This window comes from Streptomyces sp. NPDC043746, from assembly GCF_056436485.1.
This window is the reverse complement of sequence record NZ_JBWKCM010000001.1, coordinates 291,281-317,492: the sequence shown is the minus strand read 5'-3', so window position 1 is coordinate 317,492 and position 26,212 is coordinate 291,281. Positions and strand designations below refer to the sequence as shown.

At 72.1% G+C, this 26,212-nt stretch carries 23 protein-coding genes and 2 tRNA genes; 6 read left to right on the top strand and 19 right to left on the bottom strand.

Going from position 1 to position 26,212, the window contains the following annotated elements; translation table 11 throughout:
- Position 1: 1 nt before the first annotated feature.
- The 12 genes from secD to pgsA form a co-directional block, all read right to left on the bottom strand.
- Positions 2 to 1,759 carry a protein translocase subunit SecD gene (gene secD, locus AC0682_RS01540; RefSeq protein WP_254812990.1) on the bottom strand — a complete coding sequence of 586 codons (1,758 nt, stop codon included), beginning with the start codon at positions 1,757 to 1,759 and terminating at the stop codon, positions 2 to 4.
- Between the two features lie 153 nt (positions 1,760 to 1,912).
- On the bottom strand, positions 1,913 to 2,401 hold the full coding sequence (yajC, locus tag AC0682_RS01535; RefSeq protein WP_254812989.1) for a preprotein translocase subunit YajC: 489 nt from the start codon (positions 2,399 to 2,401) through the stop codon (positions 1,913 to 1,915).
- 166 nt (positions 2,402 to 2,567) lie between these two features.
- Positions 2,568 to 3,653 carry a Holliday junction branch migration DNA helicase RuvB gene (gene ruvB / locus AC0682_RS01530; RefSeq protein WP_254812988.1) on the bottom strand — a complete coding sequence of 362 codons (1,086 nt, stop codon included), beginning with the start codon at positions 3,651 to 3,653 and terminating at the stop codon, positions 2,568 to 2,570.
- 30 nt (positions 3,654 to 3,683) lie between these two features.
- Positions 3,684 to 4,310 (bottom strand): Holliday junction branch migration protein RuvA, encoded by a 627-nt coding sequence (ruvA, locus tag AC0682_RS01525; RefSeq protein WP_254812987.1) that lies wholly within the window; start codon positions 4,308 to 4,310, stop codon positions 3,684 to 3,686.
- Entirely contained in the window at positions 4,307 to 5,020 is a 714-nt protein-coding gene (ruvC, locus tag AC0682_RS01520; protein ID WP_478530435.1) for a crossover junction endodeoxyribonuclease RuvC, read from the bottom strand. Before ruvC ends, ruvA begins: the two co-directional genes overlap by 4 nt.
- Positions 5,021 to 5,174: 154 nt before the next feature.
- Complete coding sequence (locus tag AC0682_RS01515) at positions 5,175 to 5,927, bottom strand: YebC/PmpR family DNA-binding transcriptional regulator (RefSeq protein ID WP_029395566.1); 753 nt, start codon at positions 5,925 to 5,927, stop codon at positions 5,175 to 5,177.
- A gap of 61 nt (positions 5,928 to 5,988) precedes the next feature.
- Complete coding sequence (gene pdxT / locus AC0682_RS01510; RefSeq protein ID WP_254812985.1) at positions 5,989 to 6,582, bottom strand: pyridoxal 5'-phosphate synthase glutaminase subunit PdxT; 594 nt, start codon at positions 6,580 to 6,582, stop codon at positions 5,989 to 5,991.
- Positions 6,583 to 6,588: 6 nt separating this feature from the next.
- Entirely contained in the window at positions 6,589 to 7,509 is a 921-nt protein-coding gene (gene pdxS / locus AC0682_RS01505; protein WP_019765392.1) for a pyridoxal 5'-phosphate synthase lyase subunit PdxS, read from the bottom strand.
- Positions 7,510 to 7,630: 121 nt separating this feature from the next.
- The gene (locus AC0682_RS01500; protein WP_254812984.1) at positions 7,631 to 8,179 is read right to left on the bottom strand and encodes a hypothetical protein; all 549 of its coding nucleotides are present in this window, start codon (positions 8,177 to 8,179) and stop codon (positions 7,631 to 7,633) included.
- Between the two features lie 139 nt (positions 8,180 to 8,318).
- Entirely contained in the window at positions 8,319 to 9,479 is a 1,161-nt protein-coding gene (locus tag AC0682_RS01495; protein ID WP_254812983.1) for a glycosyltransferase family 4 protein, read from the bottom strand.
- Between the two features lie 81 nt (positions 9,480 to 9,560).
- Positions 9,561 to 10,472, bottom strand: a complete 912-nt coding sequence (locus AC0682_RS01490; RefSeq protein ID WP_478530434.1) for a phosphatidylinositol mannoside acyltransferase — start codon at positions 10,470 to 10,472, stop codon at positions 9,561 to 9,563.
- On the bottom strand, positions 10,469 to 11,131 hold the full coding sequence (gene pgsA, locus AC0682_RS01485; protein ID WP_478530433.1) for a phosphatidylinositol phosphate synthase: 663 nt from the start codon (positions 11,129 to 11,131) through the stop codon (positions 10,469 to 10,471). Before pgsA ends, AC0682_RS01490 begins: the two co-directional genes overlap by 4 nt.
- Positions 11,132 to 11,405: 274 nt before the next feature.
- Between pgsA and AC0682_RS01480 the strand changes: the two genes are divergently transcribed.
- Positions 11,406 to 13,637 carry an elongation factor G-like protein EF-G2 gene (locus AC0682_RS01480; RefSeq protein ID WP_478530432.1) on the top strand — a complete coding sequence of 744 codons (2,232 nt, stop codon included), beginning with the start codon at positions 11,406 to 11,408 and terminating at the stop codon, positions 13,635 to 13,637.
- Positions 13,638 to 13,794: 157 nt separating this feature from the next.
- Positions 13,795 to 15,465, top strand: coding sequence for a hypothetical protein (locus AC0682_RS01475; protein WP_254812981.1), 1,671 nt, complete (start codon positions 13,795 to 13,797; stop codon positions 15,463 to 15,465).
- 107 nt (positions 15,466 to 15,572) lie between these two features.
- On the opposite strand, the gene AC0682_RS01470 is transcribed toward AC0682_RS01475, so the two are convergent.
- Entirely contained in the window at positions 15,573 to 16,133 is a 561-nt protein-coding gene (locus AC0682_RS01470) for an HIT family protein (RefSeq protein WP_019765397.1), read from the bottom strand.
- Positions 16,134 to 16,199: 66 nt separating this feature from the next.
- On the opposite strand from AC0682_RS01470, the gene AC0682_RS01465 reads away from it, so the two are divergent.
- On the top strand, positions 16,200 to 16,877 hold the full coding sequence (locus AC0682_RS01465) for a potassium channel family protein (RefSeq protein ID WP_254812980.1): 678 nt from the start codon (positions 16,200 to 16,202) through the stop codon (positions 16,875 to 16,877).
- Between the two features lie 29 nt (positions 16,878 to 16,906).
- On the opposite strand, the gene thrS is transcribed toward AC0682_RS01465, so the two are convergent.
- The 3 genes from thrS to AC0682_RS01450 form a co-directional block, all read right to left on the bottom strand.
- Positions 16,907 to 18,883: a threonine--tRNA ligase gene (gene thrS, locus AC0682_RS01460; RefSeq protein ID WP_254812979.1), complete on the bottom strand. Its 1,977-nt coding sequence runs from the start codon at positions 18,881 to 18,883 to the stop codon at positions 16,907 to 16,909.
- A gap of 100 nt (positions 18,884 to 18,983) precedes the next feature.
- Positions 18,984 to 20,234, bottom strand: a complete 1,251-nt coding sequence (locus tag AC0682_RS01455) for a hypothetical protein (RefSeq protein ID WP_478530431.1) — start codon at positions 20,232 to 20,234, stop codon at positions 18,984 to 18,986.
- A complete protein-coding gene (locus AC0682_RS01450; protein ID WP_254812977.1) occupies positions 20,234 to 20,827 on the bottom strand; it encodes a DUF4365 domain-containing protein in 594 nt (197 codons plus the stop codon). Before AC0682_RS01450 ends, AC0682_RS01455 begins: the two co-directional genes overlap by 1 nt.
- 247 nt (positions 20,828 to 21,074) lie before the next feature.
- Here AC0682_RS01450 and AC0682_RS01445 point away from each other — a divergent pair, with 247 nt between their 5' ends.
- Positions 21,075 to 21,800, top strand: coding sequence for an exonuclease domain-containing protein (locus AC0682_RS01445; RefSeq protein ID WP_478530430.1), 726 nt, complete (start codon positions 21,075 to 21,077; stop codon positions 21,798 to 21,800).
- Positions 21,801 to 21,885: 85 nt separating this feature from the next.
- Here AC0682_RS01445 and AC0682_RS01440 read toward each other — a convergent pair.
- Positions 21,886 to 21,957, bottom strand: a tRNA-Val gene (locus AC0682_RS01440).
- Between the two features lie 160 nt (positions 21,958 to 22,117).
- On the opposite strand from AC0682_RS01440, the gene AC0682_RS01435 reads away from it, so the two are divergent.
- The gene (locus AC0682_RS01435; RefSeq protein ID WP_478530429.1) at positions 22,118 to 24,754 is read left to right on the top strand and encodes an SCO7613 C-terminal domain-containing membrane protein; all 2,637 of its coding nucleotides are present in this window, start codon (positions 22,118 to 22,120) and stop codon (positions 24,752 to 24,754) included.
- Between the two features lie 87 nt (positions 24,755 to 24,841).
- On the opposite strand, the gene AC0682_RS01430 is transcribed toward AC0682_RS01435, so the two are convergent.
- Together AC0682_RS01430 and AC0682_RS01425 are read right to left on the bottom strand one after the other, a co-directional pair.
- A tRNA-Val gene (locus AC0682_RS01430) sits at positions 24,842 to 24,913 on the bottom strand.
- 66 nt (positions 24,914 to 24,979) lie between these two features.
- The gene (locus AC0682_RS01425) at positions 24,980 to 25,435 is read right to left on the bottom strand and encodes a TIGR02611 family protein (protein ID WP_254812974.1); all 456 of its coding nucleotides are present in this window, start codon (positions 25,433 to 25,435) and stop codon (positions 24,980 to 24,982) included.
- 190 nt (positions 25,436 to 25,625) lie between these two features.
- Here AC0682_RS01425 and AC0682_RS01420 point away from each other — a divergent pair, with 190 nt between their 5' ends.
- Positions 25,626 to 26,039, top strand: coding sequence for an SsgA family sporulation/cell division regulator (locus tag AC0682_RS01420; protein WP_003959770.1), 414 nt, complete (start codon positions 25,626 to 25,628; stop codon positions 26,037 to 26,039).
- Positions 26,040 to 26,212 lie beyond the last annotated feature (173 nt).

Below are 26,212 nucleotides of genomic sequence, written 5' to 3'. Positions count from 1 at the left end.
CTCACGCCTCCTTCGGTTCGATGGGGGCGTTGACACGGCGCGAGCGGCGCAGCGGCGGGGGTGCGCCCAGCCGCTTCGGGTCCAGCCCGGACCACGCGCCACCGCTGGAGAAGAACTTCGTCCGGCCCATCAGCGTCATGAGGGGCTTGGTGAAGAAGAACACCACGACGACGTCGAGCAGCGTGGTCAGTCCGAGGGTGAACGCGAAGCCCTGCACCTTGCCGACGGTGACGACGAAGAGCACGGCGGCGGCCAGGAACGACACGAAGTCGGAGACCAGGATGGTGCGGCGGGCGCGCGGCCAGGCGCGCTCGATGGCCGGACGGAGTGTGCGTCCCTCGCGGATCTCGTCCCTGACGCGTTCGAAGTAGACGATGAACGAGTCCGCTGTGATACCGATGGCCACGATCGCTCCGCAGACCGCCGGCAGGTTCAGCGCGAAGCCGATGGCCGGGCCCAGCAGGGACATGATCGTGTACGTCAGCACACCGGAGACCAGAAGACTCAGGAGCGCGATGAACGACAGGCCCCGGTAGTAGACCACCAGATAGATGACGACCAGCGCCAGACCGATGGCACCGGCGATCAGGCCGCCCTTGAGCTGCTCGCTGCCGAGGGCGGCGGTGACGGTGGTGACGCTCGCCTCCTGGAAGGTCAGCGGGAGAGCGCCGTAGGAGAGGATGTTGCCGAGCTCCTCGGCCGACTGCTGGGTGAAGCTGCCGGAGATCTGGGCGTTCTTGCTGAGCGCGGTGCGCACCGAGGGAGCGGAGACGACCTCGCTGTCGAGGACGATCGCGAACTGGTTCATCGGCGGCTGCTGCTGGGAGAGCCGGCTGGTGATCGTCTGGAACTTCTTGGCGCCGGCGGAGGTGAACTCCATCGACACGATCCACTCGCCGGTCTGCTGGTCGATGGCGGCCTTGGCGTCGTCGACGTCGCTGCCGGAGACCTCGGCGGGGCCGAGAACGTACTTCTCGTAGCTGCCGGGCACGTTCGAGCCGCAGCCGACCGTGGAGTCCGTGGCCTTGGCGTTCTTGCCCGCTTCGGCCCGCTGCTCGGGGTCGGAGCAGTCGAGCTTGGCGAACTCCTCCTGGAGCTTGGCCGTCGCCGGGTCCGCGGACGGCGTGGTCTCCGGGGTGTCGGACGGCTCGGGCTCGCCGGAACCCGAGGGGGTCGGCGTGGGGGCCTTCAGGGCCCCGGTGACCGCGCGGCCCTGGGTGGTGGAGCTCGGGGAGGGGGTGGCCTCCTCGCCGGTGGCCTCCTCGCCCTTGTCCTCGCTCTTCGGGGTGGCCTCGCCGCTCGGCGTGGCGCTGCCCGAGGGCGTCGGGGACGCGGAGGGTGCGGGACCGCTCGCCGCCACCGTCAGCACGGGCCGGAAGTACAGCTGGGCGGTGGTGCCGACCTGGTCCCGGGCCTGCTCGGAGTCAGTGCCCTTGGGAATGTTGACGATGATGTTGCGATCGCCCTGGGTCTGAACCTCTGCCTCGGAGACGCCGAGCCCGTTGACACGCCGCTCGATGATCCCGACCGCCGTGTCCATGTTGGTCGGGTTGATCGCGTTCGGCTTACCGGGCTGGTTCTGTGCCTCGAGTGTGATCGACGTACCGCCGGCCAGGTCGATGCCCAGCCTGGGGGCGGTGTGTCCGGACAGGAACATCCCGCCGGTGAGCGCGACCATGGCGATGAGGATCAGAGCCAGGGCACGTCCCGGCCTCCCATGACCGCCGGACGGCCCTCGTCCCTTCTTGGGTGCTGCCACCTTCTCGTTTCTCCCTGTCCAACCGCCCTGCGCCGGGTACGCGCCCGGGCGGCCATGAAGTGTTGTGGGGACCCACCCCCGCCAGACGGCCTCGACGGTCTCGGGGACGCCACGCGCCGGTGGGCGCGCGACGTCCCCGGGACCGTGTGAGGACTACTTGGTGCCGGTCTCGCCGTCGGCCTTGCCCTCGCCCCTGGCGTCCTTGGCCGCCGCGTCGTCCTTGGACCCGGCGCCGTCGTCGGCCGCCTCGTCCTTGCCCAGGTCGATCTTGGCGACGTCGGCCTTGTCCGTGCCGGGCTCGCCGGTGAGCGAGGAGGCGTCGTCCGGGACGACGGTGCCGTCCGCGTCCAGCTCGTCGTCGTCACCGTGGACGATGCGGTTGTACTCCGCATCGTCCAGGACGGCGCCGACCGCGTTCTTCGCGTAGATGGCGTGCACGCCCGGGGCTACTTCGAGGAGGACGGTGTCGTCGTGGACTTCCTTGACGGTGGCGTACATCCCCCCGATCGTCCGGACGCCGGTACCGGGCTGCATGTCGTTGCGCATCTGCGCGGCCGCCGCCTGCTTCTTCTTGGCGGAGCGGGTCATCAGGAACATGGCCCCGATGAGCACGATGAAGGGGAGGAGAGTCAAGATATCCACGGGACGGGAATTCCTTCGCACGACCGCGCTGGAATGCGGCCTGTATATACGGGGGTGGGTACACCGACCTGTAAGGGCGGCATCGGCGGAGTCTAGATGAGTCCGCATCGATGGAACAACGCCCAGCATCGCACCCTGGTTCCGCTACGGGTCAATCTGTGACACATCACGCCCCGAACAAACCCTGTTGCCCCTTTGCGCCGTGGGACGGCGGAACCAGCCCCAGGTGGGCCCAGGCGGCCGGGGTGGCGACCCGGCCGCGCGGCGTCCTGGCCAGCAGTCCTTCCCGTACGAGGAAGGGCTCGGCGACCTCTTCGACCGTCTCGCGCTCCTCCCCCACGGCGACCGCGAGGGTGGAGAGGCCGACCGGCCCGCCGCCGAAGAGTTTCAGCAGCGCTCCGAGCACCGCGCGGTCCAGCCGATCGAGTCCGCGGGCGTCAACCTCGTACACCTTGAGGGCCGCCGCCGCGATCTCCCGGTCGATCGTGCCCTCGGCCTTGACCTGGGCGTAGTCCCGGACCCGGCGCAGCAGGCGGTTGGCGATGCGCGGGGTGCCCCGCGACCGCCCGGCGATCTCGGCGGCGCCGTCCGCGTCGATGCCGACGTCCAGGAGGCGGGCGGAACGGTGGACGACGCGCTCCAGCTCGGCGGGGGCGTAGAACTCCATGTGCCCGGTGAAGCCGAAGCGGTCGCGCAGCGGGGGCGGGAGCAGCCCGGCCCGGGTGGTCGCCCCGACCAGGGTGAAGGGGGGCAGCTCCAGCGGGATCGCGGTGGCGCCGGGGCCCTTGCCGACGATGACGTCGACGCGGAAGTCCTCCATCGCCATGTAGAGCATCTCCTCGGCGGGCCGGGACATGCGGTGGATCTCGTCCAGGAAGAGGACCTCCCCCTCCTGGAGGGAGGACAGGATCGCCGCGAGGTCGCCGGCGTGCTGGATGGCGGGGCCGGAGGTGATGCGGATCGGGGCGTTCATCTCCGCCGCGATGATCATGGAGAGGGTGGTCTTGCCGAGGCCGGGGGCGCCGGAGAGCAGCACATGGTCGGCGGTGGCACCGCGCGCGCGGGCCGCCTTGAGGACCAGGTCGAGCTGTTCACGGACCTTCTCCTGGCCGACGAACTCCTCCAGGTCCTTGGGGCGCAGGGCCGCCTCGACCGCGGTGTCCTCGCCGTCCGCGTCCGCGTCGACCAGCCGGTCGTCGAAGACCGGGCCGGTGGGCTCGTCGGTCTCGGGTCCGGTCTCGTCCCAGTTCATTTCGGGGCCTCTTCGGTGGTTCGGTGCCGGTCAGCGTGCGCGGTTGAGAGTCTGCAGGGCGGCCCGCAGGAGCTGCGGCACGGGGGGTGCGGCGCCTTCGGCCACGGCCGCCTCGGCCTGCGGGGCGACGGCGGTGACAGCCTCCTCGGCCTCGCGGCTCGCGTAGCCGAGGCCGATCAGCGCGGCCTGGAGCTGGTCGCGCCAGCCGGAGGTCACCGGGGTACCGACGCCCTGCTGGCCGATGTGCGCGCCGACCGGCTCACCGAGCCGGTCCTTCAGCTCCAGCAGCAGCTTCTGGGCGCCCTTCTTCCCGATGCCGGAGACGGCGGTCAGCGCCTTCTCGTCGCCGGTGGAGACGGCCAGGCGCAGCGCGTCGGGGCTGTGGGTGGCCAGCATGGCCTGGGCGAGGCGGGGGCCCACGCCGCTGGCGGTCTGGAGGAGCTCGAAGACCTGCCGCTCGTCGTCGTCCGCGAAGCCGTACAGGGTGAGGGAGTCCTCCCGGACGACGAGCGAGGTGGCGAGCCTGGCCTCCTGGCCGACCCGCAGCCCGGCGAGGGTCTGCGGGGTGCACTGGAGGGCCATCCCGACACCGCCGACCTCGATGACGGCCGTGGTCGGGGCGAGAGCGGCCACCGGGCCGGAGACGAAGGCGATCATGCGGCGGGGCCTTTCAGCGTGCGGGGGGCGCGAGGCGTGCGGGAAGTCTCGGCTGCGCCGGGCGTACGGGACGCCGCGGACGCGCCGGTCGTGGTGGATGCGCCGGGCGTGCGGGACGCTGCGGACGCGCCGGTCGTGGTGGATGGACGGGGCGTGCGGGATACGGCAGGCCCGCCTGTCGTGCGGGGCGCGCCCGGTCCTCGGTGGGCCGCCACCGCCTGCTGGAGCCTGTTCTGCGCCGGGGCTCGCCAGATGTGGCAGATGGCCAGGGCCAGGGCGTCGGCGGCATCGGCCGGTCTGGGCGGGGCGTCCAGCCTCAGCAGCCGGGTCACCATGGCCCCGACCTGGGCCTTCTCCGCGCGGCCGGAGCCGGTGACGGCCGCCTTGACCTCGCTGGGGGTGTGCAGGGCGACCGGGATGCCCCGACGGGCGGCGCAGAGCATGGCCACCGCGCTGGCCTGGGCCGTGCCCATCACCGTACGGACGTTGTGCTGGGCGAAGACCCGCTCCACCGCCACGTATCCCGGGGCGTACTCGTCGAGCCAGGCCTCGATGCCCCGCTCCACGGCGACGAGCCGGTCGCCCAGCTCCGCGTCGGCCGAGGTGCGCACGACGCCGACGCCGAGCATGGTCAGCGGGCGGCCCGCCACTCCTTCGACCACGCCGACACCGCACCGGGTCAGTCCCGGGTCAATGCCCAGAACCCGCATGGAGCCCCCTGTCCTCACTGCTCGCCACGCCCACTCGTTCATCTGTTCCCGCAGGCTATCGGCTCGCACTGACAAAGCGTCGGAACCGACAGGACGACGGGCCGACGGGGTGTGTCCCCGTCGGCCCGTCGCAGCGTGCTGTGTCGGCCGCGCCTCAGGCGTCGACCTTCTCCATGACCTCGTCGGACACGTCGAAGTTGGCGAAGACGTTCTGCACGTCGTCGCTGTCCTCCAGCGCGTCGATGAGCTTGAAGATCTTGCGCGCGCCCTCTTCGTCCAGCTCGACCTGCATGGTCGGCAGGAAGTTGGCCTCGGCGGAGTCGTAGTCGATGCCCGCCTCCTGGAGCGCGGTGCGCACCGCGACCATGTCGGTGGCCTCGCTGACCACCTCGAAGGTCTCGCCCAGGTCGTTGACCTCCTCCGCGCCCGCGTCGAGCACCGCGCCGAGGACGTCGTCCTCGGTCAGCTCGCCCTTGGGCACGATCACGACGCCCTTGCGGTTGAAGAGGTACGAGACGGAGCCCGGGTCGGCCATCGAGCCGCCGTTCCGGGTCATCGCGACACGTACGTCGGAGGCGGCACGGTTGCGGTTGTCGGTGAGGCACTCGATGAGCACCGCGACACCGTTGGGGCCGTACCCCTCGTACATGATCGTCTCGTAGTCGGTCCCGCCCGCTTCGAGTCCGCCGCCGCGCTTGACGGCGGACTCGATGTTCTTGTTCGGGACGGAACTCTTCTTCGCCTTCTGGATGGCGTCGACGAGGGTCGGGTTGCCATCGGGGTCCACGCCGCCGGAGCGCGCCGCGACCTCGATGTTCTTGATCAGCTTCGCGAAGAGCTTGCCGCGCTTGGCGTCAATCACGGCCTTCTTGTGCTTCGTCGTAGCCCATTTAGAGTGGCCGGACATCTGCCTTCTCCTTCGCGTCACCAAAATCGAGTCGAACCCGAGAGATCCTACCGGGGTCCACTCACTTCACCGCGCGCACCATGTCCACGAAGAGAGCGTGCACACGGTGGTCGCCGGTCAGTTCGGGATGGAACGACGTCGCGAGGACATGTCGCTGGCGTACGGCCACGATGTGGCCACCGTGCTCCGCGATGACCTCGGCCTCGGCCCCGACGGACTCCACCCAGGGGGCGCGGATGAACACGCCCTCCACCGGGCCGCCCTCGATCCCGGCGACCTCGACCGCCGCCTCGAAGGACTCGTTCTGCCGGCCGAAGGCGTTGCGCCGCACGATCATGTCGATGCCGCCGACGGTCTCCTGGCCCGAGCGGGGATCCAGGATCTTCTCGGCCAGCAGGATCATCCCGGCGCAGGTGCCGTAGACCGGCATCCCCGCCCGCACCCGCTCGCGCAGCGGCTCCATCATGCCGAAGAGGACCGCCAGCTTGGACATGGTCGTGGACTCGCCGCCCGGGATGACCAGGCCGTCGACCTCGGCGAGCTCCTCGGGGCGCCGGACGGGCCTGGCCAGGGCGTCCGCCGAGGCCAGGGCGATCAGGTGCTCCCGTACGTCGCCCTGGAGAGCCAGGACGCCGATCACAGGGGTGTCGCTCATCAGTGGTTACCAGCCGCGGTTGGCGTAGCGCTCGGACTCGGGCAGGGTGTCGCAGTTGATGCCCACCATGGCCTCGCCCAGGTTGCGGGAGGCGTCCGCGATGACCTTGGGGTCGTCGTAGAAGGTGGTGGCCTTCACGATGGCGGCGGCGCGCTTGGCCGGGTCACCGGACTTGAAGATGCCGGAGCCGACGAAGACGCCCTCGGCGCCGAGCTGGCGCATGAGCGCGGCATCGGCCGGGGTGGCGACACCACCGGCGGAGAAGAGCACGACGGGCAGCTTGCCCAGCTCCGCGACCTCCTTGACCAGCTCGTAGGGGGCGCGCAGGTCCTTGGCGGCGGCGTACAGCTCGTTGTTGTCGAAGCCGCGCAGCTTGGCGATCTCGTTCTTGATCTGGCGCAGGTGGCGGACGGCCTCGACGACGTTGCCGGTGCCGGCCTCGCCCTTGGAGCGGATCATGGCCGCGCCCTCGGCGATGCGGCGCAGGGCCTCGCCCAGGTTGGTGGCACCGCAGACGAAGGGGGTGGTGAAGGCGAACTTGTCGCTGTGGTTGACCTCGTCGGCCGGGGTGAGGACCTCGGACTCGTCGATGTAGTCGACGCCGAGGGACTGGAGGACCTGGGCCTCGACGAAGTGGCCGATGCGGGACTTGGCCATGACGGGGATGGAGACGGCCCCGATGATCTCCTCGATCATGTTGGGGTCCGACATCCGGGCCACGCCGCCGTCCTTGCGGATGTCGGCCGGGACCCGCTCCAGGGCCATGACGGCCACGGCGCCAGCGTCCTCGGCGATCTTCGCCTGCTCGGCGTCGACGACGTCCATGATCACGCCGCCCTTGAGCTGCTCGGCCATGCCGCGCTTGACGCGGGCGGTGCCGGTGGCGGGGGACTCGGCGGACTGCGGGGTGCTGGGAAGCGTGGACACGGGACCTCACTCGGTGAAAGACACTGGATACTGCGCCACCGAGGAAACGCTGTGCCACCGGTCCACTGCAAGGGCCAATAGGGAGGCTGTGGATCGTTTTGGCCCCGTATCCGCTCGCCGCTCAGGTGCCGGGGCGGTCCGCGAGAGCCACCGGAGGGGCGTCGTCCATCTCGAAGGCGAGCGGGAACGGGGCGTGCCCGGCCAGCCGGAACAGCCGTACGGTGCGGTGCCTGCGCAAGGCGCGGGCGGCACGTACGGAGTCGTTGTGGAAGCGCCGGGCCATCGGTACGCGCCGTACGGCGGCGGCCAGCTCGGTGGCCGCGTCCTCGCCGCCGGGGACCTCCTTCACCGCCTCCACCTGGGCCGGTTCACCGAAGACGGCGCGCAGGGCGGCGCTCAGCTCGCTCTCGGCGACCTCGCGGTGGTCCTCCTCGGCCTGGCGGGCGGCGTGGGCGGCCTCGTACAGGACGATGGAAGCCGCCGGGTCCAGGACGCCGGATGTGGCCAGCTCCTGGGTGACCGAGGCGCGGCGCAGCAGTTGGGCGTCGAGGGCGGCGCGGGCGGCGTCTATCCGGGAGTGGAGGCGGTCCAGGCGGCCGGCGGTCCAGCTGAGGTAGACGCCGATCGCGATGAGCGCGACGACGATCCAGATGATGAGGGTGACGGTCACGGACGCACACGCTACCGTCGCCGGGGCCGGGTCCTTCAACAGGAGCCCGCGCGCCCGGTTCCCTCGGGAGGCCACGCCCCCGGTTCCCACGGGCACCCGCCCCCCCGGGAGCAGGAGCGCACGCCCCGGCGCGGGCGCCTCAGTCGCGCGCCAGTCCGAACCGCGCCCGCAGCCCCGACCGTTCGTCCTCCGCGACCGACGCGGCCCCGTCCGTCACCGTCTCGTACACCGCGAGGATGTCGGCCCCCACGGTCGCCCAGTCGAACCGCCGTACGTGGGCCTCTCCCCGCTCCCGCAGCCCCGCCCGGCGCTCCGGGTCGCCCAGCAGCCGGATCGCGGCGGCGGCCAGCGCGTCGGCGTCCTCGTTGGCGAAGAGGTCCCCCGCCGCGCCCTGGTCCAGCACCTGCGCGAAGGCGTCCAGGTCGCTCGCGAGGACCGGGGCCCCCGCCGACAGGGCCTCCACCAGGATGATGCCGAAGCTCTCGCCGCCCGTGTTCGGGGCCACGTACACATCGACGCTGCGCAGCAGCCGGGCCTTGTCCTCGTCGCTGACCATGCCGAGGAACTCCACCCTCTCGCGCAGCTCCTTCGGCAGCGATGCCACCGCCTCCTCCTCGTCCCCGCGCCCCGCGACCAGCAGACGGGTCTCCGGGCGGGCGGCGAGGATGGCGGGCAGGGCCTTCATCAGGACGGGGAGGCCCTTGCGGGGTTCGTCGATGCGTCCGATGAAGCCGAGGGTCTGGCCCTGCCATTCGGGCTTGGGCTCGGCCTTGGCGAAGAAGCCGACGTCGACGCCGTTCGGGATGACCACGGCGTCCCCGCCCAGGTGCTCGACCAGGGTGCGCCGGGCGTACTCGCTCACCGCGATCCGCGCGCTGATCTTCTCCAGGGCGGGCTGGAGGATCGGATACGCGGCGATCATCGCCCGGGAGCGCGGGTTGGAGGTGTGGAAGGTGGCCACGATCGGGCCCTGCGCCGACCAGCAGGCGAGCAGTCCGAGCGAGGGGGAGGTCGGCTCGTGGATGTGGATGACGTCGAAGGTGCCGTCGTGGAGCCAGCGGCGGACCCGGGCGGCGGAGAGGAGGCCGAAGTTCAGCCGGGCGACGGAGCCGTTGTACGGGACGGGGACGGCCCGGCCCGCCGAGACGACGTAGGGCGGCAGCGGGGTCTCGTCGTCGGCCGGGGCCAGGACGGAGACGGTGTGGCCGAGGCCGATGAGGTGTTCGGCCAGGTCGCGGATGTGGAACTGGACGCCGCCGGGGACGTCCCAGGAGTACGGGCAGACGATGCCGATCTTCACGTGTGCTCTCCCCGGATTCCGGTCCTCATGTGCTCTCCCCGGCTTTCGATCGTCATGTGCGCTCTCCCGGGGACTCGGTCCTCACGTGCGCTCTCCCCGGGGTTCCAGGTCGTCCAGCCAGAGGCGCTGGAGCATGTGCCAGTCCTCCGGGTGCTCCGCGATGCCCCCGGCGAAGGCGTCGGCCAGGGCCTGGGTCATGGCCGCCGTCCGCTCCGCGCGGGTGCCCTCCTCCGGGACCTCGACCGCCGGGTGGACGCGGGCGCCCATCACGGGGGTGCCGTCGTACCAGAGGGTCACCGGCAGCAGCAGCGCGCCCGTCTGCTGGGCGAGCAGGGCGGGGCCGGCCGGCATCCGGGCGGTGGCGCCGAAGAACGACACCTCGACCCCGGAGGCGGAGAGGTCGCGGTCCGCGACGAGGCAGACCAGGCCGCCCGCGCGCAGCCGCCGGGCCAGCGTCCCGAAGGCCGCCCCGCCGCTGTGCGGCAGCACCTCCATGCCGAGGCCCTCGCGGTAGGCGACGAACCGGTCGTAGAGCGACTCGGGCTTCAGCCGCTCGGCGACGGTGGTGAAAGGGACCTTGAGATCCGTGGTGACCCAGGCGCCGGCCAGGTCCCAGTTGCCGAGGTGCGGCAGGGCCAGGACGACGCCCCGCCCGGTGTCCAGACCCTCGGTGAGCAGGTGGGCGCCGGTGACGTCGATGCTCGCCTTGATCCGCTCGGGGGTCCAGGTCGGCAGCCGGAACGACTCCATCCAGTACCGCATGTACGAGCGCATCCCGGCCCGGGACAGCTCCGCCAGCCGCTCCGGGCCCGCGTCCGGGACCACTCGCGCCAGGTTGGACTCCAGCCGCAGCACGCTCTTGCCGCGCCGCTTCCAGGCCCGGTCCGCGATCGTACGGAACAGGGCCTCGGCTGCGGGTTCGGGCAGCTTCTTCACCGCGCCCCAGCCGAGCCCGTACAGCCCGTCGGTGATCCGGCCCTTGAGCGCGCTCATCGGTCGACCGGTCCGCTGGCGGCCGAGGCCGCGTCGGCCTCGGCGGATTCCCGGCGTACCGTCACCACGCGCTGGATCAGGGTCACCAGGGAGCCCGCGGCGACGATCCACAGCGCGATCGGCAGCAGGATGTCGATGTGCGGAACGCCGAACTTGTGCAGTCCGGCGAGACCGGCCGCGACCAGCGAGATGACCAGCCGCTCGGCCCGCTCCACCAGTCCGTTCACCGCGACCGGCAGTCCGATCGACTCGCCGCGCGCCTTGGTGTACGAGACCACCTGACCGCTGGCCAGGCAGAAGATCGCGACCGCGCAGAGGATGTTGTCGTCGCCCCGGCCCGCGAACCAGAGGGCGAACCCGGCGAAGATCGCCCCGTCCGCGACCCGGTCCAGCGTCGAGTCGAGGAACGCGCCCCACCGGCTGGAGATCCCGGCCTGCCGGGCCATGTTGCCGTCGACGAGGTCGGAGAAGACGAACAGGGTGATGACGATGGTGCCCCAGAAGAACTCCCCCATCGGGAAAAAGACCAGCGCACCCGCCATCACTCCGGCCGTGCCGATGAGGGTGACCGCGTCGGGGCTGACCCCGAGGCGGAGCAGCAGGGCGGCGAACGGTGTGAGGACACGCGTGAAAAATGCACGCGCGTACTTGTTCAGCATGGCTTTCCCGAGGGTTCGGCTGGCCGAGCGGCCCCATCGGCCACCGGCTGGCCCATCGTAGTCACGACCGATGCCCATCACCGGACGGGCACCCGCGGGCTGGGGTGTCACCGCACCGGCTGCCCCCAGGACGCGGCCGGGGGTCCGCTGTATGGACGGGTCGGCGGCCCGGTGCCAAGCTCGAAGGACCGAGAAGAAGGACCCAAGAAGGACCTGGGCGCGGCCGGCTCCTCTTCGCCTCGCCCGTACCGCGTCGTCCTCCGGGAGGCACACCATGGGCGAGAAGGCACACGCACACCCCGGGGCCGCCGGAGGCGTACCGACGGCCGACCACCCCGTGGACGTACGGAACGTGGTGCTGGTCGGTCACAGCGGTTCGGGCAAGACCACCCTGGTCGAGGCTCTGGCCCTGACGGCAGGGGCGCTCAACCGGGCGGGCCGGGTCGAGGACGGGGCGACCGTCTCCGACCACGACGAGATCGAGCGGCGGCGACGGCGTTCCGTACAGCTCTCCCTGGTGCCGGTGGCGTGGGACGGCCGCAAGGTCAATCTGCTGGACACCCCGGGGTACGCCGACTTCGTCGGGGAGCTGCGGGCCGGTCTGCGGGCGGCGGACGCGGCCCTCTTCATCGTCTCGGCGGCCCAGGAGGCCGAGTCGGTGGCGGCGACGACCCGGGCGGTGTGGGAGGAGTGCGCGCTCGTCGGGATGCCGAGGGCGATCGTGGTCACCCATCTCGACACCGCGCGGACGTCGTTCGAGGAGATGACCCGGATCTGCGCTGAGACGTTCGGCGGGGACGACCCCGATGCCGTACTGCCGCTCTATCTGCCGATGCTCGGGCCCGAGGGTGCCGACGGGCACGCGCCGCTCACCGGGCTGACGGGGCTGCTCACCCGGCGGATCCTGGACTACTCCTCCGGGGAGCGGGCCGAGCTGCCGCCCGCGCCCGAGGAGGAAGGCCCGCTGGACGAGGCCCGGAACCGGCTGATCGAGGGGATCATCGCGGAGAGCGAGGAGGAGTCCCTGATGGACCGGTATCTCGACGGCGGGGGCGAGGACATCGACATGGCGACACTGATCGGGGATCTGGAGCGGGCCGTGGCCCGGGGCACCTTCTTCCCCGTGCTGGCCGCAGCCCCCGCGGCCGAGGGCGCCCGGCAGGGCATCGGCACGGTGGAGCTGCTGGAGCTGATCACGCGCGGCTTCCCCACCCCCCTGGAGCGCACCCCGCCCACGGTCACCACCCCCTCCGGCTCCCCCCGGTCCGCCCCGGCCTGCGATCCGGAGGGCCCGCTGCTCGCGGAGGTCGTCAAGACGTCGTCCGACCCGTACGCGGGCCGGATCTCGCTGGTGCGGGTCTTCTCCGGCACCCTGCGGCCCGACGACACCGTGCATCTGTGCGGCCACGGCCTGGACACGGCGGGCCACGAGCCGCGCCCCTGCCACGAGGCGGAGCTGCGGGTCACCGCGCTCACCACCCCGTTCGGCAGGCAGCAGCATCCGGCCCAGGGATGCGTGGCGGGCGATCTGGTCTGTGTGGGGCGGCTGGGCGAGGCGGAGACCGGTGACACCCTCTCCGCCCCCGGCGACCCGGTCCTCATCGAGCCCTGGTCGGCCCCGGACCCACTGCTGCCGACGGCCGTGCGGGCGCATGGGAAGGCGGACGAGGACAAGCTCTCGCACGCGCTGGCCCGACTGGTCGCGGAGGACCCGACCCTGCGCCTGGAGCAGAACCCGGACACCCGTCAGGTCGTCCTGTGGTGCCTGGGCGAGGCCCACCAGGAGGTCGCCCTGGAGCGGCTGCGCCACCGGTACGGCGTCCGGGTCGACGCCGAGCCGTACCGGGTCGCCCTGCGCGAGACCTTCGCCGGGCGGGCGGCCGGGCGCGGACGGCATGTCAAACAGTCCGGCGGGCACGGGCAGTTCGCGATCTGCGAGATCGAGGTGGAGCCGCTGCCGGCGGGGAGCGGGATCGAGTTCGTGGACAAGGTCGTCGGCGGCTCGGTGCCCCGCCAGTTCATCCCGTCGGTGGAGAAGGGCGTCCGGGCGCAGGCCGCCCGGGGCCTGGCGGCCGGACATCCGCTCGTCGACGTGCGGGTCACGCTGCTCGACGGCAAGGCGCACTCGGTGGACTCCTCCGACGCCGCCTTCCAGACCGCCGGGGCGCTCGCGCTGCGCGAGGCCGCCGCCGACGCCCGCATACAGCTGCTGGAGCCGGTATGCGAGGTGGCCGTGCTGGTCCCGGACGGCTATGTGGGCCCGGTGATGAGCGATCTCTCGGGGCGGCGCGGCCGGGTGGTGGGCACCGAGCAGAGTCCCGGAGGGCGCACACTGGTGCGGGCGGAGGTGCCGGAGACGGAGATCGGCAGATACGCGCTGGACCTGCGCTCGCTGACCCATGGCACCGGCCGGTTCGACCGGACCCATGCCCGGTTCGAGGCGATGCCGCAGCAGCTGGCGGAGAAGGTCCGCACGGAACGGGGGGAGGGACCACCCGGCGCGTGACCGGCGCACTGTCGCAAACACCGCCCGCGTCCCTTCGGGTGACGGGCGGTGCGGGGGCGCGGACGATACGCTGTGGTCGCAGCTCAGAAGGTATGCCGCGTACGGTAGTTGGGCACACCGCAGGAGCAGACCGTGCGGCGAGTGGGGGCGACAGACAGTGGCCAACGACGTTTTCGACTTCTCACCCGGGGCGCAGATCCCGATCCAGGGGTCAGGCGGCCAGTCGGTGGCGACCAATGCCCTGGCTTCGGCCGCGTACCGGGACAGCCCGGTGGAGACGATCCTCGACGCCAACAGCGAGTGGCACAAGTCCACGGTGAAGGCGGGCGCCTCCAAGCTCTTCAAGTCCGACTACTTCAAGCCGAATCTGGGCGAGGCGTTCTCCCGTGCCGTGCAGGAGCGGATGCTCGGCGGTTCCCGGGCCGCGCTCGTCCAGTCCTTCGGCACCGATCCGCAGACGGTGGTGGAGCACTGCCTCTCGGCGACCAACCTCCGTAAGGCGCGCGACACCCGGCTCACGCTGATCACCGGGGTGTTCGGCTTCCTGTTCCTGCCGGGGATGATCCTGTGGGTCGTCGCCTTCCGCATCAAGGACGCGCTCGCCAAGTCCAAGGACGCAGCGTTCCGCGCGGTCGGCACGGTGCTGCTCGCCGCGTTCGGGGTCGGCGCGCTGATCCTGCTGTGGAAGCTGCCGACGGACGGCTTCTGGCCGCTCTACGCCCGGGGCGCGATCGTCGCCCCGGTGATCGGCTGGTTCCTGGCCAAGCGGGTCGCGGAGACCTCCGCCCGGGATCTGCGGGCCCGCTGGGACGGGCTGCTCTCCGGCACCGGGGTGATCGCCAAGATCCCGGAGGCGGTGCCGAAGAACCCCAACGAGACCGCGCGCGAGGCGCTGCGCCAGGGGCTGGAGAAGCTCTCGGCGGAACAGCAGTCCAACGCGGTCTTCTACGCCGGACCCAAGGGCATCCTCGGCATGGGCACCCGGTGGGGCAGCTGGCAGCTGGCCGAGGAGCTGACACCGAAGGACCCGACGAAGGAGATCCACCAGTTCCGCAGCTGGGACCTGATCCGGATCATCCACGACCAGCTGAAAATGCTGGAGCGCGGCCCTCTCAACACCGGCGGCTTCCCCAAGCCGTCCGTGAAGCACTGGATCGTCTCCCCCATCGGGGAGAACGCCGACTCCGTCTCCCGCCCCCAGGGCGAGGACGTGGCGACCTTCCAGGTGAAGCCGCACGAGATACAGCGGATCTGCAACCACCAGCAGTTCGGCAGCGGCGACCGGCACTATCTGGGCGTGCAGTTCACGCTCTGGGACGGCCAGCTGGTCATCACCATGATGATCACGGTCACCGTGCTCCACGAGACCCTGCGGATCGAGGTCACCGGCCATGCGCTGGGCCCGGTGCACGGGCTGTTCTTCGCCAAGCCCGCCGCCCGTACGAAGACGGTCAACAAGACCGTGCGGTTCTGGGAGACCCGGGACATCCAGCTGCCGATCGTGGAGGCGCGGGAGGTCGTCCGGCTGGCCCTGCGGGCGCCCTTCACCTGGTATCCGCCGATCCTCGACTACCTGGGCGGCAAGATAGTGCTCCCGGAGCCCTTCGGACTGCGGCACGCCTGGGCCGCCAAGCCGTGGAACCACCGCTTCATGGCGGACGACGCGATGCGGGCGGCCACCCCGGTGCTGCGGGTGGTCCACTCGGCGGCGATGCGGGTCCTTGAGGAGAACGGAGTGGACACCGAGCGCTTCGACAACCGCTCGATGGTACTGAGCGGCCTCGTCCAGGACCCCGCCCCGCGCAAGGCCGACGTGTACGACGCGTAGACCGGCGTACGGACACGGCGGAAGGGCCTTGCCGAAAGGATCAGCAGGGCCCTTCTTCAGGCACGAGACGACTCGCCCAGGCCTTCTCCCGCGCGCACGCCGGAGGCTCAGCCCGCCGGCCAGGCGTCGGCCAGCATCTTCCGGGTGTCGCCCAGGAGCTGCGGCAGCACCTTGGTATGGCCGATGACCGGCATGAAGTTGGTGTCCCCGCCCCAGCGGGGCACCAGGTGCTGGTGCAGATGGGCGGCGATCCCCGCACCGGCGACCGAGCCCTGGTTCATCCCGATGTTGAAGCCGTGCGCCCCCGAGGCGGCGCGCAGGGCGGCCATCGCCCGCTTGGTGAAGTCCGCCAGCTCCGCCGTCTCCGGGCCGTCCAGCTCGGTGTAGTCGGCCACGTGCCGGTAGGGGACGACCATGAGGTGTCCGCCGTTGTACGGGTAGAGGTTCAGCACCGCGTAGACGTGCTCGCCGCGCGCCACCACGAGTCCGTCCTCGTCGGATTTCGCCGGAATCGAACAGAACGGGCAGCCGTCCTCGGCCCCCGGGCCGCTCGGCTTGTCCTGGCCCTGGATGTACGCCATCCGATGGGGTGTCCACAGACGCTGAAACGCGTCCGGCGTCCCCACGCCGATCTGCTGCTCCGGCTCACTCGTCATGCCGATCAGCATATTGCGTCACCCGCACGGACCGTGTCGCCGGGGCCGAGCCGCCTGCCGCCCGGCGATGCTGAGGCGATGAGCCAGCGCCCCGCCCCCGAGCCCCCCGCCAGGCTGACCCGCTGGGAGCAGCGCACGGAGGTGCCGCTCTTCCTCGCGGGGCTGCTCTTCCTCGCCGGGTACGCGGTCCGGGTGCTGACCCCGCACGAGGCCGAGCCCTGGAACGACCTCGCGCTGGCCCTCGTCTGGTCGACCTGGCTGCTCTTCCTCGTCGACTACGTCACGCGGCTGCGGCTCAGCGGTCTGGGCTGGCGATTCCCGCGGGTGCACTGGGTCGACACCGTGGTCCTGCTCCTGCCGCTGCTGCGCCCGCTGCGGATGGTGAAGGTCTACCAGGCGGTGCAGCAGCGCCGCGACCGGCCGCGGCTGGACCTGTACGCGCGGGTGATGGCGTACGCGGGCATCACCGCCGTCCTGCTCGGGTTCGCCGCCTCGCTCGCCGTGTACCACCTGGAGCTCCGGGCCCCGGACGCCTCGATCCGCACGTTCGGGGACGCGGTGTGGTGGGCGTGCGCGACGCTGACGACGGTCGGATACGGCGACGCCACGCCGGTCACGTTCTGGGGGCGGGTGGTCGCGGCGGGGCTGATGGCGTGCGGCCTGGCGCTGCTGGGCGCGGTGACGGGGTCGTTCTCGTCCTGGCTGATCCAGGTGTTCGCGCGGGAGGACGAGAAACGGCCCCCGGAGCGGGGTTAGCGCTCCGGGGGCCGTGACCGACGCCGGGATCAGACCTGGACTCGGTCCTCGACGGCCTTGGCGATCTTGGCGATGGCCTCGTCGACCGGGATGCCGTTCTCCTGCGAACCGTCGCGGTAGCGGAAGGAGACGGCACCGTTGGCCATGTCCTCGTCACCAGCGATGATCATGAACGGGACCTTGTTCTTCTGCTGGTTGCGGATCTTCTTCTGCATCCGGTCCGAGGAGGCGTCCACGTCCACCCGCAGCCCCTGCTTGCGCGCCTTGGCGGCGAACTCCTGGAGGTAGGGGATGTGGGTGTCACCGATCGGGATGCCGACGGCCTGGACCGGGGCGAGCCAGACCGGGAAGGCGCCCGCGTAGTGCTCCAGGAGCACGGCGAAGAAGCGCTCGATGGAGCCGAACAGGGCGCGGTGGATCATCACCGGGCGCTGCTTGGCGCCGTCCGGGCCGGTGTACTCCAGGTCGAAGCGCTCCGGCAGGTTGAAGTCGAGCTGCACGGTCGACATCTGCCAGGTGCGGCCGATGGCGTCCTTGCACTGCACGGAGATCTTCGGTCCGTAGAACGCGGCGCCGCCCGGGTCGGGCACGAGGGGCAGGCCCTGCTTCTCGGCCACCTGGCGCAGGGTCTCGGTGGCCTCGTCCCAGGTCTCGTCGGAGCCGACGTACTTCTCCGGGTCCTTGGTGGACAGCTCCAGGTAGAAGTCGGTGAGCCCGTAGTCGCGGAGCAGGTTCAGCACGAAGGTGAGCGTGCGGTCCAGCTCCTCCGCCATCTGCTCACGGGTGCAGTAGATGTGCGCGTCGTCCTGCGTGAAGCCGCGCGAGCGGGTCAGGCCGTGCACGACGCCCGACTTCTCGTAGCGATACACCGTGCCGAACTCGAAGAGGCGCAGCGGCAGTTCGCGGTAGGAGCGGCCGCGTGCGTCGAAGATCAGGTTGTGCATCGGGCAGTTCATCGGCTTGAGGTAGTAGTCCACCCCGTCGTCGAGCTGCATGGGCGGGTACATGCCGTCGGCGTACCAGTCCAGGTGGCCGGACTGCTCGAAGAGCTTGCCCTTGGTGGCGTGCGGCGAGTAGACGAACTCGTAGCCCTCCTCCTCGTGGCGGCGGCGCGAGTAGTCCTCCATGGCCCGGCGGATCACGCCGCCCTTGGGGTGGAAGACCGCGAGGCCGGGGCCGATCTGGTCGGGGAAGGAGAAGAGGTCCAGCTCGTTGCCGAGCTTGCGGTGGTCGCGCTTGGCGGCCTCCTCCAGGAACTCCAGGTGCGCCTTCAGCTCGTCCTTGGTGGGCCAGGCGGTGCCGTAGATGCGCTGGAGCATCGGGTTCTTCTCGCTGCCGCGCCAGTACGCCGCCGCGTTCCGCATCAGCTTGAACGCCGGGATGAACCGGGTGGTGGGCAGGTGCGGACCCCGGCAGAGGTCCTTCCAGCACAGCTCGCCGGTCTTGGCGTCCAGGTTGTCGTAGATGGTCAGCTCGCCGCCGCCCACCTCGACGTTCGCGCCGTCCTCGGAGGAGGCGGAGCCCTTGATGCCGATCAGCTCCAGCTTGTACGGCTCGTCGGCCAGCTCCTCGCGGGCGTCCTCGTCGGAGACCACACGGCGGGAGAACTTCTGTCCCCGCTTCTGGATCTCCTGCATCTTCTTCTCGATGGCCTTGAGGTCCTCGGGGGTGAACGGCTTCTCGACGTCGAAGTCGTAGTAGAAGCCGTCCTTGACCGGCGGGCCGATGCCGAGCTTGGCCTCGGGGAACAGCTCCTGCACGGCCTGGGCCATGACGTGCGCGGTGGAGTGGCGCAGGATGTCGAGGCCGTCGGGGGAGGAGATCTCCACGGGCTCGACGCTCTCGCCGTCCTGGAGCACGTACGAGAGGTCCTTCAGCTCGCCGCCGACGCGCGCGGCGACGACGGTGCGCTGACCGGGGAAGAGCTCACCGGCGGTCGTGCCCGTCGTCACCACGTGCTCTTCCCGCTCGGAATCGCGTTGGATGATCACACGGACGTCTGACACCGGTCTCTCCTGACTGAGGGGGATGCCTGCCTTCGTATGGCTAGGCAATACGAATCGTACCGAGCCCTCAGCCCCCGATGCGAACGCCTAACCGCAGGCCCTACGGCCCCTCCCCCGCGCACGCCTCCTCGAAGAAGTCCACGTTCTCCTGGAGCGCCTTCATCAGCCGGTCCCGCTCCGCCTCGTCGACCTGGACGGGCGCGACCTGCGAGGCCCCGGTGAGCCGCCGGAAGCCGCCGCGCCGCTCCAGCCGCCCCTCCACCCGCAGCGGCAGCCCGACCAGGTGGGCGTGGGCCGCGATCCGGTACGCCTCCTCGTCCAGCTCCACCCGTACGTGCGCGACCTCCGCCCCCGCCAGCACCCGCAGCCGTACGATCCCGGGTCCGCGCGGCCCCGAGCGGCGCAGCCGGACCACCGCGCCGGTGACCCGGACCGGGACGGCGGGCTCCTCGCGGAGGTAGCGGGCCCCGGCGGAGCGCAGGGCGGGCAGGTCGCCCGGGGAGAACTCGACGGGCGCGGGACGGGCCGGGCAGCCGTCCGGGGTGCCCGCGGCGGGCGCCCACCGCACATCGATCCCGGCCCCCTCGGTGCCCCTCACCAGGGCCACCAGCGCCTCGGTCAGCTCCCGGCTGACGCCCGCCGCCACCGCGCTGTCGAACGCCTCCATGCCCCCGGTGGCGCGCTGGTAGTCCACCGCCTCCCGGGTGGCGTGCAGGGCGTGGCACAGCTGCACGGCGACGGCCCGCCCGGAGTCGACGGGCACGAACGCGGTGAGCCGGCGGCCGCCCGGCGCGGGGCCGATGAGGGCGGAGTCCAGCGCCGCACGGGCCTTCCTGCGGTGCCTGGCCCCGTGGTATCCGGCCCGGCCGCGCGCGGCCAGCGCCCCGGCGAGGAGGATCTGACGGGCCGCCGAGCGCAGCTCCTCCGCCTCCGCCCACCCGGAGGCGCCCGCCGCCCCGGCCGCCGACTCGGGGACCTCGCGCCACCAGCGGATCTCGTCGCTGGGCACGGCGAGGGCGACCAGGACGTCCCGGGCGGAGGGGGCGGCACTGCGGGAGAGCGCGGTCAGCGCCTCGGAGAGCAGGTCGCCGGCGTCGGGAAAGGCCGCGTTCTCCGGGACGAGCAGGCTGGCGCCGGCGGCCGTGCCGGGCGGGGACCAGCGGCTGTATCGCCCGGCGGCCCCGCCGCGCCGCTGCCAGCCGTACCGGTCCAGGAGCGCGGTGAGCACGGCCGGGTCGGGCGGCGGGGCCCCCTCGCCCGCCGGGTCGGCGTACTCCCTGCTCGTGGCGGGGTGCGACCGGGCGCCGGGCAGCTCCACCGGGCCCCGGGGTTCGTCCATCGACCGGTGCATCAGGGTCTCCCTCCGGCCCCGACGCGGGCCATGATGTCGCAGAGTGCGCGGTCGTCGAAGATCCGTGAGGTCGGAATGCGCACGGTGGTCCGGTGCCGGCCCGTCACCGCATGGCCGGCCAGGTTGGTCCAGTAGCAGCAGTGCCGCAGATCGAGGCTGCCGGGCCCGGCGCTCAGCCACTCGTCCTGGCTGCGCGGCACGATCATCACCACCAGGATCTTGTGGACCGAGACCGGGGTGCGGGCCAGCTTGACGAGGTGGGCGTTGTCGAGCGTGAAGGAGAACGCCCCGCCCGCCGGGTGCGGCGGTATCTGATAGGTGCACTTGAGCTGCACCTTGATGGTCACTTCGTCGTCGACGGTGTGGGCGGCGGCGCCGTGGCTGACGTGCCAGTCGATGCCGTTGTCGGGGAAGGGCTGGGAGAGCGAGCAGCCCGCCGCGGCGGCGACGGCGTGCAGATAGCCCACCTGGAGGGTCTCCATGCAGGCGGTGGTGGCGAGGGAGCCGCGCAGCGGCGCGTTGCGCCGTTCCACCGGCCCGAACCGTTCGGCGCGGGCGGGCGGCCCCCCGGGGTCGGGCTGTGCGAGCGCCATGGCTCCGTATGCCTTCCGGACGTGCCGTCAGAAGTGGGATGTCAGAAGTGATGTCGGAGAAGACGTGAGAGGTGGCGTCGAGAAGGAGGACGCCGGAGGTGACCGAGGAGCAACCCCCCTCCCCCCTGACTGTGTTGTCACCGCAGGAGGACGCCCGCAAACGGCGTATCAGGCAAACGGCCCGGGTATCACCGATATCGGGCAGAGGAATCACTCCATCTGCCGTGCAGGTGCGAGGAGTTCGGGGATGATGCACTGGTTCGAAGGGCCGCTGGCCGCTTTTGACACGGAGACGACAGGCGTGGACGTCGAGCAGGACCGGATCGTTTCGGCCGCTCTCGTCGCGCAGGACACGACGGGCGGACGCGTCCGCACCACCCGCTGGCTGGTCAACCCGGGCATCCCGGTGCCCGCGGGGGCCACCGAGATCCACGGCCTGACGGACGATCACCTCCAGCGCAACGGCCGCTGGCCCGCGCCGGTGATGGACGAGGTCGCCCGTTCGCTGGCCGAGAGCTGCGCGACGGGCCGGCCGCTGGTCGTGATGAACGCGCCGTTCGACCTGACCCTGCTGGACCGCGAACTGAAGCGGCACCGCGCCTCGTCGATGGCGGGATACCTGGCGGATGTGCCGCTGCGCGTGATCGACCCCCGGGTGCTGGACAAACACCTGGACCGCTACCGCAAGGGCAGGCGCACGCTCAAGGACCTGTGCGAGCTGTACGAGGTGCCGCTCGACGGCGCCCACGACGCGGCGGCCGACGCCACGGCCTCGCTGCTGCTGGTGCGGGCGATATGCCGGCGCTTCGCCTCCCGGCTGGAGCGGGTCTCCCCCGCCGAGCTGCACACCCTCCAGGCGACCTGGCACGCGGCTCAGGCGCGCGGCCTGGAGGCGTGGTTCGCCAAGAGCGGGACCCCGGAGGCGGTGGACCCGGCGTGGCCGCTGCGCCCGGCGCTGCCCGCGGCGGCCTAGGCGGCAGATGGTCCGAACGCGCGGTCAACGGTCCGGACATGTGAAAGCCGGTCCGCCGTGATACTGGCGGACCGGCTTTCCCCGGTGGGCGATACTGGGTTCGAACCAGTGACCTCTTCGGTGTGAACGAAGCGCTCTCCCACTGAGCTAATCGCCCGGGAACGGGTTGAACCATACAGGTCCCGGCGGGCTTCGTTCAAACCGCTTCCGCCCGCGCGGCCCGGGAGGCGGTCCGGGGACGTACACAGGCGCGGAAACGCGGAAACTGAGTACCCGAGCGCATGTGCGAGGCCGAGAGGCGGGCCCACACTCCCTCCATGGAACACGTGCCGCCACCCGCCGAGGAACTGGCGCTCCTCGACCGAGAACTGGCCCAGCTGGACGCCCGACGCGCCCAGTTGCTGACCCGCCGCGCCTGGCTCGTCGCCGCCTTGCAGCCGAAGGCTTCGGACGCCCCGCGCTGGAGCACCCCGCCCCTGGGCCACGGCTGGGCGCCGGCCCAGCCGTGGGGGGCCGTGCCGAAGGCGCCGAAGCCGTCCGAGCCGCGCAGTGCGCAGAACGTGCTGCTGACGCTGGGCGGGCTGCTGCTGACGGTCGCGGCCGTCGCGTTCACCCTGGTCAGCTGGGGCTCGATGGGCATCGGCGGCCGGGCGGCCGTCCTGGCGCTGGTCACCGTGGCCGCCCTCGCGGCCCCTGCGCTCCTGCTGCGCCGGAAGCTGGCGGCCACGGCGGAGGCGCTGGCCGCCCTCGCCCTGGTGCTGACGCTGCTGGACGCGTACGCGATCCACGCGGTGGCGACACCGGACGCGGACGGGCTCACGTTCACAGCGATCGCCTCGGCGGTGCTCGCGGCCCTCTGGGCGGCGTACGGGCTGGCGCTGGACAAGCTGCACCTGCCGCTGCCCGCCGCCGTGTTCTTCGTCCAGTGGCCGCTGCTGCTGGGCGCCGGGGCGGCCGGTGCCCCGGCGCTCGTGGTCGGGTGGGCGCTGCTGGCGACGGCCGTGCTGGACGGCGCGATCGTCCTCCGGGGCAAGGGTCTGGGCGTACGGGTCACGGCGGGCATCGGTCTGGCGGTGACGGGGTCCGCCACGCTGCTCACGGGGCTCGGCGAGTCGCTGACGGCCGACGGCCCGCTCGGCGCGGTCCTGCCGGGCCTGCTGCTGCTCACGGCGGCCGTGGCGGCCCTGGCCGGGGCGTGGCGCGCCCCGAGCGGCTACGCACAGCTGGGCGGCACGGTGGCCGGTCTGACGGCGGTGGCGGCGGTCGGCGGGGTGCTGCGCGCGGCGGTGCCGGGCGCGTGGCACGTTCCGGTGTACCTGCTCTGCGGGCTGGCCCTGCTGTCCGTCGTACGGGCACGGCTGCCACGCGCCGCCGGACGCGGGGTGCTGCTGGCATCGGCCACCGTGGCGGCCGGGGCGCTGGTGTGGGCGCTGCCCGGGGTCGCGGCGGTGCTGCTGGGGCCGGTCCAGCTGGTGGCCGAGGTGTGGGCGGGGGCGCCGGACGGGTTCCGGGGCGCGCTCGGCGAGGCGATGGCGTGGTCGGAGCTGGCCGCGGCCCCGCTGGTGCTCGCGGTCGCGGCCGGGGGCCTGGGAGCGGCGTACCGCTGGTGGCCGTCGCTGGTGCGGCTCGCCGCTCCCCTGGCCGCTCCGGGTGCGCGGGCGCGCGACGCGGCGGGCGCGGGGGCGCTGGCCCTCGGCTGGGGCGCCGTGCTGCTGGCGGCGGCGACGCTGGGGGTTGCCTACCCGGTGGCGGTGGCGTTGGAGACGGTGCTCGTGGCGGGTCTGCTGGCGGTAGCGGTGGCGGGGGCCGGGCGGGGCGCCGAGGTGACGGGTGCCGGTTCCGGGGCGGATGGTGCTGGTGCCGGGGCGGCCGGTGCTGGTGCCGGGGCGGATGGTGCTGGTGCCGGTCCCGGCGGGAGCGCCGGTGGCTCGGAGCCGTACGCCGGGACAGCGGGTGCCGGTTCCGGCGGGGCGCGCGGGGGTGGTCCGTCCGCCGTGGCGGTGACCGCGTCGGCGCTGGCGGTCGGCGGGGCCGTGAGCGCGGGGCTGCTGTCGCTGGCCGCGGAGGCCGCGACGTACGCGGTGCTCGGGGCGCTGGTGGTGCTCTTCGCGGGGGCGGCGCTGCGGACGCGCCCGGTGGTGGAGCGGGCCGTGTTCGCGGTGGCCGCGGTGGTGTGGGCTACGGCCCTGACCGGGTGCGTGGCCGGGTCCCTGGGGCTAGCCCGGCACGAGGCGGCCCCGCTGCTGCTCGTGGTGCCCGCGGTGACGGTGCTGCTGGGGGCGCGGCTGCGGAACCACCCGGTGGCGCTGCCGGTGGAGCTCGCCGGAGGGCTGGGCGCGCTGGTCGCCATCGGCCTCGCGGCCCCCAGGGCGCCGTTCCTGGCCCTGGTGCTCGCCCTGTGCGGGGTGCTGGCGGCCGGGGCCGCGGTGCGCCCGGAGCGGCGGCCTGCGGCGGGGTATCTGGCGGCGGTGCTCTTCGTGACGGCGACCTGGGTCCGGCTGGCCGCCTCGGATGTGTCGGCCCCGGAGGCGTACACCCTGCCCGTGACGGTGCCCGCCCTGGTGATCGGCGTACTGCGGCGGCGCAGGGACCCCGAGGCGTCCTCCTGGACCGCGTACGGGCCGGGGCTCGCGGCGACGCTGCTGCCGAGCCTGGCCGTGGCCTGGGGCGATCCCGACTGGCCGCGGCCGCTGCTGCTGGGGGCGGCCGCGCTGGTGGTCACGCTCCTGGGGGCGAAGTACCGGCTCCGGGCGCCGCTGCTGCTCGGCGGTGCCGTCCTGGCCCTGGTCACCCTGCACGAGCTGGCGCCGTACGTCGTCCAGGTGGTCGGTGCGCTGCCGCGCTGGCTGCCCCCGGCGCTGGCCGGACTGCTGTTGCTGGCCGTGGGCGCCACGTACGAGCAGCGGCTGCGGGACGCACGGAAGCTGAAGGACGCGCTGGGCCGGATGCGGTGAGGCTTTCGTTGCCCGCCCCCGTACGACGGGGGCGGGCAACGCGACGGCCCCCGCGACTTCGGAAAGTCTCGGGGGCCATTGTCCGGGTGGGCGATACTGGGTTCGAACCAGTGACCTCTTCGGTGTGAACGAAGCGCTCTCCCACTGAGCTAATCGCCCGGGCGCACCGCAAACATTACCCCATGTCAGCGGTGGTCCTGAACGCCCCGGCGCCGCTCCCGGGGGCTACTCGTCGACGGTCCACGGCAGGACGAGCCCGAACTTCCAGACGTAGATCCCGACCAGCACGGCGATGATCACCAGGCCCGCGGCGGTCAGGATGATGTTGCGCCGCCGGACCTTGGGGTCGAGGGCCCGCTGGGCGGCCTCGGTGACCTTGCGCTTCGTCCAGCGCAGGACCACCTGGGCCCAGACGAACTCGGTCGCCCAGATCGCCATGCCGCCGAAGATCACCAGCCACCCGGGCCCCGGCAGCACCAGCATCAGCACACCGGCCACCACCACGCCCAGGCCGACGACGAAGACGCCGACCTGCCAGCTCAGGTGGAGCGGCTTCGAAGCCTTGATGAAGCCCGGCGCCCGCGATCCCAGCTCCCGTTCCGCCTTGCCCGTGCCCCCCGGGGCGGAGGCCGCGACCGCCTCTCCGGCGGTCCCGGTCCGCTCGTCACTCTCCGCGTTCATGGAGCTCAACCTACCCGAACCGTCACCTTCACTTGAATGGACGCATGACTCAAAGTTACACACCGCTGGGCGAGGGACCCGAAGCATCACAAATGGGTCAGAGGGGTTTACAACGCCACCGTAGGTGGCATGTCGATTTCGCCGACGTGCGAATCCCCGAGCGCACACTGAGCGAAAGGCCCTGGCGCTTATGAACACCACGGTCAGCTGCGAGCTGCACCTGCGCCTCGTTGTGTCGAGCGAGTCCTCACTGCCTGTTCCCGCGGGCCTGCGGTATGACACGGCCGATCCCTATGCCGTGCACGCCACCTTCCACACCGGAGCGGAGGAGACGGTCGAGTGGGTTTTCGCCCGTGACCTCCTTGCCGAGGGGCTGCACCGGCCCACCGGCACCGGAGACGTCCGCGTCTGGCCATCACGGAGTCACGGCCAAGGCGTCGTCTGCATCGCACTGAGTTCCCCGGAGGGCGAAGCCCTGCTCGAGGCTCCGGCGCGAGCCCTGGAGTCGTTCCTGAAAAGGACCGACGCCGCGGTTCCGCCCGGCACCGAGCATCGTCACTTCGACCTCGACACGGAACTCTCCCACATCCTGGCCGAGAGCTGAGCCAGGCCGAGAGCTGCCGACGCCGTCCGACTCGGGGAGACGGCGTCGCGCGGACAACCGCATAGGGCTGGCCCAGGCGGGGGGGGGGGGGGGGGGGGGGGGGGGGGGGGGGGGGGGGGGGGGGGGGGGGGGGGGGGGGGGGGGGGGGGGGGGGGGGGGGGGGGGGGGGACGT

Coding starts and splice junctions, on each gene's coding strand:
- AC0682_RS01490 (WP_478530434.1), bottom strand. CDS start 10,472: ATGAGCGCGCTCAAGGGCCGGATCACCGACGGGCTGTACGGGCTCGGC.
- AC0682_RS01455 (WP_478530431.1), bottom strand. CDS start 20,234: ATGCACCGGTCGATGGACGAACCCCGGGGCCCGGTGGAGCTGCCCGGC.
- pgsA (WP_478530433.1), bottom strand. CDS start 11,131: ATGCTGAACAAGTACGCGCGTGCATTTTTCACGCGTGTCCTCACACCG.
- AC0682_RS01450 (WP_254812977.1), bottom strand. CDS start 20,827: ATGGCGCTCGCACAGCCCGACCCCGGGGGGCCGCCCGCCCGCGCCGAA.
- AC0682_RS01515 (WP_029395566.1), bottom strand. CDS start 5,927: ATGTCCGGCCACTCTAAATGGGCTACGACGAAGCACAAGAAGGCCGTG.
- pdxT (WP_254812985.1), bottom strand. CDS start 6,582: ATGAGCGACACCCCTGTGATCGGCGTCCTGGCTCTCCAGGGCGACGTA.
- AC0682_RS01465 (WP_254812980.1), top strand. CDS start 16,200: ATGAGCCAGCGCCCCGCCCCCGAGCCCCCCGCCAGGCTGACCCGCTGG.
- AC0682_RS01445 (WP_478530430.1), top strand. CDS start 21,075: ATGATGCACTGGTTCGAAGGGCCGCTGGCCGCTTTTGACACGGAGACG.
- ruvC (WP_478530435.1), bottom strand. CDS start 5,020: ATGCGGGTTCTGGGCATTGACCCGGGACTGACCCGGTGCGGTGTCGGC.
- AC0682_RS01425 (WP_254812974.1), bottom strand. CDS start 25,435: ATGAACGCGGAGAGTGACGAGCGGACCGGGACCGCCGGAGAGGCGGTC.
- ruvA (WP_254812987.1), bottom strand. CDS start 4,310: ATGATCGCCTTCGTCTCCGGCCCGGTGGCCGCTCTCGCCCCGACCACG.
- ruvB (WP_254812988.1), bottom strand. CDS start 3,653: ATGAACTGGGACGAGACCGGACCCGAGACCGACGAGCCCACCGGCCCG.
- AC0682_RS01420 (WP_003959770.1), top strand. CDS start 25,626: ATGAACACCACGGTCAGCTGCGAGCTGCACCTGCGCCTCGTTGTGTCG.
- AC0682_RS01435 (WP_478530429.1), top strand. CDS start 22,118: ATGGAACACGTGCCGCCACCCGCCGAGGAACTGGCGCTCCTCGACCGA.
- AC0682_RS01480 (WP_478530432.1), top strand. CDS start 11,406: ATGGGCGAGAAGGCACACGCACACCCCGGGGCCGCCGGAGGCGTACCG.
- AC0682_RS01470 (WP_019765397.1), bottom strand. CDS start 16,133: ATGCTGATCGGCATGACGAGTGAGCCGGAGCAGCAGATCGGCGTGGGG.